Below are 5,187 nucleotides of genomic sequence, written 5' to 3'. Positions count from 1 at the left end.
CTAAAATCTAAAATCTAAAATCTAAAATCTAAAATCTAAAATCTAAAATCTAAAATCTAAAATCTAAAATCTAAAATTACTCCTGTCCCCAGGTTGATGGACTCACGTTCCATTCTTGCAGGGTAGACTGTTGTTCTTCGCTGATGTATTGTTTTTGAACCGCTAAATCCAGTAAGTTTTCGTAATTGCTTAAGGTGTACAAATCGATATTGGCATTTTTAAAGTTTTCTTCGGCAACATTAAAGCCATAGGTAAAAATGGCGGCCATTCCTTTAATATTAGCTCCTTCGTTGCGTAAAGCTTCCACAGCCATCAAACTACTGTTACCAGTACTGATTAAATCTTCTACAACAACAACATTTTGACCTTTTTGTAAAAAACCTTCTACCTGATTTTGTCTTCCGTGTTTTTTAGCTTCAGGACGCACATATACGAAAGGTAATCCAAGGCTTTCGGCCACAAGAATTCCAATTCCAATTGCTCCGGTAGCAACTCCGGCAATGACATCCGGTTTTCCAAATTGTTTTTCTATATTTTTCGCAAATTCATCACGAACGTAGTTTCGGATGCTTGGAAATGAAAGAATTAACCTATTATCACAATAAATAGGAGATTTCCAACCTGAAGCCCATGTAAAAGGATTTTCGGGATTCAATTTAATTGCATTTATTTGCAAAAGCAATTCGGCTGTTTTTTCGGCAGTATCTTTATTAAAAATCATAGTACAAATGTATAAAGTTTTTGTGAACGACAAACCACTTTTTTTGACAAATGAAATCTCGAGAGAGACTAATTTTCAATTATTCTTGTTAGAGAGTATTGATATCGAGCAGCTTATAGTGAAAATCTTTCAAAATAAAATTCAAAAAGCTTATTTGTATCATCCTGACGAAAAGGAGATTATGAAGACCTTAAAGGCAAAAATTCCTGTTAGTAAAGCTGGGGGAGGTTTTGTGTACAATAAAAGGGGCGAGGTTTTATTTATCTTCAGAAATGGAAAGTGGGATTTGCCTAAGGGTGGAATCGAGAAGGGGGAAGAAATCGAGGCTACGGCTATTCGTGAGGTGGAAGAAGAAACAGGCGTGAGTCAGCTTCGTATTACCAATAAACTTCAAAAAACGTATCATGTTTTTAAGCGTAATGGAAAATACAAACTCAAAATCACGCATTGGTTTGAAATGCATACAGACTTTGAAGGGATTCCTCATGGTCAGGCTGAAGAAGGTATCGAAAAAGTGGCCTGGTTAAATCCAGAACAAATAAAAGAAGCTTTGAAAAACTCCTACGAAAACATTAAGCTGTTATTTGAAGAGGAAAACGAAATTAAAGTAGAGTAAGGAAAAAAAATACTACCTCATCATTTCCTGATAATTTTTTAGTCCTTTTAATTAGGCGTGCCATTATCCTCATAAGAGGGGAGGGCACTATATGCCTATACGTTCTGTTATTGGGATGCTGTAGGATTTTCGAGCTACTTCAGTGGTAGGGTTCTATTCGCTACTTATGGTTGTTTTTACAGTAAAAGCTAAGAATAATCTTGGTAATGTTTTGATTTTAATTGTATTTTCGTTTGTCGATGAATCAATTAAACGAACTTTTATGTCATTTCAAGCGTATTTAAAAACAATCAAAGAAAAAACGGGCAATGGTCCGGCCGAATTTAGAGCTTTGGCAGAACAAAAAGCATTTACTCAGGAAGGAAAACTCAAACCTGAAGTAAAAGCCGGAGATATTGTAAACTGGCTTAAAGCAGATTTTGAATTAGGGCAAGGTCATGCAATGGCAATTTATGCTTTACTAAAAGGGATTAAAGACGAAAATAGCCAGTAAAAGGTTTAGCTATTACAAAAGTAAAAGTTGAAATTTGAATTTTTGCTCGTGAAGCTGTTCTTTTTTTAGGGTTTTAAACTTTGAAATAAACCTGTTCACGAGCAGAATTTTGGTAATTATCGATTATTCAAACTGATAGAAAGCGTCGTCGATTAGATACTCAATTTTTAAGAATTTATGAGTGAGTTCTGTAATCTCTTCCTGAAAGTTCTCGGAGTTTAATGTTACCCAGCCTTCCATTAGGGTTAGCGGGCCATGATTTGTAGTTACATTTGGCCAGATTTCTTCGTACTTTTTAAATGATTTTCTGAAGACTTCGGCAAATTTTCGACTCTCGATGGTATAAACTTTAAATTTTCTAAGTTTTAAAGCGTGGATGTTATACATCATTTTTTGTTTTTCGATGCTAGTGTCATTAACCCAAATTGAAAAGAAAATTCGTGATTCGGCCGTCAGTGCTTCCTGCGGATTGGTTGACCATGATCTTTTGTACAGTTTTAGGAATACGGAGTCTAAGTATAGGCCAACTGCAACTTCGATTGATTTTTCATCTAATGTTTTTTGATCGAGACGGTCGGCGGCTTTTTGAAAGCCCTCGAGATAAAAAGAGGTATTCATTGTGGTTTTTGGTTTAAATTGGTTTAATGGTATGGTTATAGTTTTAACAAATATAAATGAACTCTTTGATAATCTGAATGTTTTTTGATTAGTCAGGACCAATCATCAATGTTTAAAACTTCTTGTTTTAGGAGAATCTTAGCAGTAATGTGGTGTAAAAGGGGATAAATGAAAGTGTAAATAGTATTCTCTACAGAAGGGAAAATCGCATCTCAACGAGAAAACATTTCCGAAGTTTTGTGTGGTGTTTTCGTATAAGGTGAGTTGTTCTCTCTAATGATATACTTTGTGTTTGTTTGCTTTTGCCCTTTCAGGGCGGAATCTATTTTTTATTCCGTTTGCTGTGCGTTGCACTGCGTTGTTGCTTTTTGGGCTCTCAGCCCTTTTTTTTGAAGAATTGCTCCAGCAGAGCAAAATGTTTCCAGCTAATGTAGTTTCCAGTTATCAAAAGCTCCAGCGGAGCGAAATATAAGTATTTTGAGAAAGTTCCATTTTTTTTTGCTTCTGGAACTCAGCTACTGCTTTTTGGGCTTTCAGCCCGTTTTTGATAATCTTTGATCAAGAAGAGCTCTATGTAATGGTTTGGTGTGAAGCGTATGATTTTTTTGCTCTGAAAGAGCTTTAGCAATAGCTTAGTGCGAAGCACTAAGGATGAATAATGATTTTTTTAGTTAAGCCCTGAAAGGGCGATAGACTATGTGCAAAGGAAAAATTTATCATATGTTATGGATTTTTTACTAAGAAAGTCTGTTTTTTTAGAATCTATATAATTTTTCATTTTTAACTATTTCATGTCTCAAAAATCGTACTTTTGTTTGATATCCAAATCAATAATAAAAAGCATCTAAACTGTATCATACATAGCAAAATATGTTTTTTACATTATTGATTGTAATGATCGTTAATATTATCTTTGAATTATGAGTACACTTGCAAAACCAAACCATATAGGACGAAAAATTAGCCGAATTCGTGAACTTAGAGACATGAAACAGGAAGCGTTGGCACAGGCTTTAGGAACCAACCAACAGGCAATTTCAATTTTGGAGAATAGTGAAACTATAGACGATGAAAAACTTGCTCCAATTGCAAAAGCTTTGGGGGTAACTGTCGAAGCTATTAAGAATTTTTCAGAAGAAAGTGTGTTTAATTATTTTAATAATTTCTACGATAATAGTGGTAGTAATGGTGCTTTTGCTCATGGACCGGTATTCACATTTAATCCATTGGATAAATTAATGGAATCAGTAGAAGAAAATAAAAAACTTTATGAGCGTTTGGTTCAGGCCGAAAAAGACAAAGTTGAGTTTTTAGAAAGAATATTGAAGGATAAATAGGTTTTATCTTTTCATAATTAAAAAAGCCTAATAAATGTGTATTTATTAGGCTTTTTTTGTTGTTTTTAGCTTTTATTTTTTTGTTTTGTGTAAGCGTCTTGCTAGTACGCTTTTTGAATTTTCTCAGTTTTGTTTATCTATCACTTATCGGAACATCAATCCTATCTCTTGCAACACAATAACCATCTTTGATTATATAGCACTCAGCATAATGTGCTCCCTCAAAATCCGAGCTTTCTTTTCTTTGATTCTTGTCTAAATTACTATTTATAATTTGTCCTCGTAGACAATTTTTTCTATAAGCAATTTCTCCCTCGTTTTTTATTTTCCATAAGACATCGTAAGGTTCAGGTACGTCTGTAGTATCAATGAAAAAGAGTAACTTTTTATTTCTAGATAAATACCTCATCATTCTTAACAAACCAGTTCTGTGACCATTTTGAGTTACTTCACAGTCAATTTTTAATTTATACTTTATGTTGATAGGGAACCTGTCTTCAATATATTCTTCTTGTGGATTGTAATTGTGGCTTGATTCTTTAATATTTTTTGGGTAATGAAATGGTTTTCCAAATACCTAACGCCAAATTTCATAAACAGTATTGTTCTCTCTTTTTTCTATAGCTTCTTCAATAATTGAAAAGGCTTTTTTTGCTTTAGATTTAAAATTTGATTTTTTCTTGTATACATGTTGATTGCTTCCTGGTGAATACCAGTAAACTCTGTCATCATTTAATTCTTTTAAATAGCCAAAAAAATCTCTTACTAATAGATCATAACTTTCAAACGTATAATCTTGATAATCGGGATTTTCTTTAAAAAAATTATAGACAAAAGTATCAATTAATAATCCTCCAATCTTTACACCACTTTTGTTTTTCCAAGCTCTTATTATTTTGCATAAAATTATTAAGTTTCCATTGCAGTCAATATCAAAATTTTGCATTTCATCAGATTCTGGGATAGGGTCTGTTTTTTTCCAACTTCCTCCATTGTTTGAATCAGGATAGGTAAAACTTCCATCTTTTTCTTTAAAAGCAGGGCAAACTTCAATAAAATCATTCTCAAAATCAATCACAACAACTTGACCATCGCCTCTAACTTCTGATTGCGAATAAGTTTTTAAGATTGAATTTTTTACATCTTGTAGTAATTGGCTCTGTTTATTTCCTAGTCTGTTATTATATTTTGTATAGGCTGAATCAGGTAGGGTAAATAATAAATCTAAATCACTAACTCCGTTTATCGCAGTTCCTCTACCATAACTACCAACATATATACCATTTTCTGAATTAGAATTTATATTGTGAAAATCTGTATTTAACCTTTTTGTAATGGTTGAAAACCTGTTTTCTATACTTTCTTCATTTGTAACGGTTAAATTATTTACAAAGTCTTGGAA

At 33.0% G+C, this 5,187-nt stretch carries 7 protein-coding genes; 3 read left to right on the top strand and 4 right to left on the bottom strand.

Going from position 1 to position 5,187, the window contains the following annotated elements:
• Nucleotides 1-76 precede the first annotated feature (76 nt).
• Nucleotides 77-721 (bottom strand): orotate phosphoribosyltransferase, encoded by a 645-nt coding sequence (pyrE, locus tag JO950_RS21195; RefSeq protein WP_202704426.1) that lies wholly within the window; start codon nucleotides 719-721, stop codon nucleotides 77-79.
• A gap of 7 nt (nucleotides 722-728) precedes the next feature.
• On the opposite strand from pyrE, the gene JO950_RS21190 reads away from it, so the two are divergent.
• Both JO950_RS21190 and JO950_RS21185 read left to right on the top strand, forming a co-directional pair.
• The gene (locus JO950_RS21190) at nucleotides 729-1,337 is read left to right on the top strand and encodes an NUDIX hydrolase (protein ID WP_202704425.1); all 609 of its coding nucleotides are present in this window, start codon (nucleotides 729-731) and stop codon (nucleotides 1,335-1,337) included.
• A gap of 262 nt (nucleotides 1,338-1,599) precedes the next feature.
• A complete protein-coding gene (locus tag JO950_RS21185) occupies nucleotides 1,600-1,830 on the top strand; it encodes a DUF4287 domain-containing protein (protein ID WP_202704424.1) in 231 nt (76 codons plus the stop codon).
• Nucleotides 1,831-1,953: 123 nt separating this feature from the next.
• Here JO950_RS21185 and JO950_RS21180 read toward each other — a convergent pair whose 3' ends face one another.
• The gene (locus JO950_RS21180; RefSeq protein ID WP_202704423.1) at nucleotides 1,954-2,448 is read right to left on the bottom strand and encodes a hypothetical protein; all 495 of its coding nucleotides are present in this window, start codon (nucleotides 2,446-2,448) and stop codon (nucleotides 1,954-1,956) included.
• A 920-nt stretch (nucleotides 2,449-3,368) separates the two neighbouring features.
• On the opposite strand from JO950_RS21180, the gene JO950_RS21175 reads away from it, so the two are divergent.
• On the top strand, nucleotides 3,369-3,785 hold the full coding sequence (locus JO950_RS21175) for a helix-turn-helix domain-containing protein (RefSeq protein ID WP_202704422.1): 417 nt from the start codon (nucleotides 3,369-3,371) through the stop codon (nucleotides 3,783-3,785).
• Nucleotides 3,786-3,918: 133 nt separating this feature from the next.
• Here JO950_RS21175 and JO950_RS21170 read toward each other — a convergent pair whose 3' ends face one another.
• On the bottom strand, nucleotides 3,919-4,287 hold the full coding sequence (locus JO950_RS21170; RefSeq protein WP_255567923.1) for a hypothetical protein: 369 nt from the start codon (nucleotides 4,285-4,287) through the stop codon (nucleotides 3,919-3,921).
• 75 nt (nucleotides 4,288-4,362) lie between these two features.
• The coding region (locus JO950_RS21165) for a nucleotidyltransferase domain-containing protein (protein ID WP_202704421.1) at nucleotides 4,363-5,187 on the bottom strand (825 nt) is incomplete at its 5' end.

This window comes from Flavobacterium sp. UGB4466 (assembly GCF_903469665.1).
Lineage (GTDB): Bacteria > Bacteroidota > Bacteroidia > Flavobacteriales > Flavobacteriaceae > Flavobacterium > Flavobacterium lipolyticum.
The sequence above is the reverse complement of the archived record's forward strand: the minus strand, read 5'-3'. Positions and strand labels throughout refer to the sequence as shown.

Bases quoted from the DNA above. Each gene is read 5' to 3' on its own strand.
- pyrE (WP_202704426.1), bottom strand. From the start codon at position 721: ATGATTTTTAATAAAGATACTGCCGAAAAAACAGCCGAATTGCTTTTG.
- JO950_RS21190 (WP_202704425.1), top strand. From the start codon at position 729: ATGTATAAAGTTTTTGTGAACGACAAACCACTTTTTTTGACAAATGAA.
- JO950_RS21185 (WP_202704424.1), top strand. From the start codon at position 1,600: ATGTCATTTCAAGCGTATTTAAAAACAATCAAAGAAAAAACGGGCAAT.
- JO950_RS21180 (WP_202704423.1), bottom strand. From the start codon at position 2,448: ATGAATACCTCTTTTTATCTCGAGGGCTTTCAAAAAGCCGCCGACCGT.
- JO950_RS21175 (WP_202704422.1), top strand. From the start codon at position 3,369: ATGAGTACACTTGCAAAACCAAACCATATAGGACGAAAAATTAGCCGA.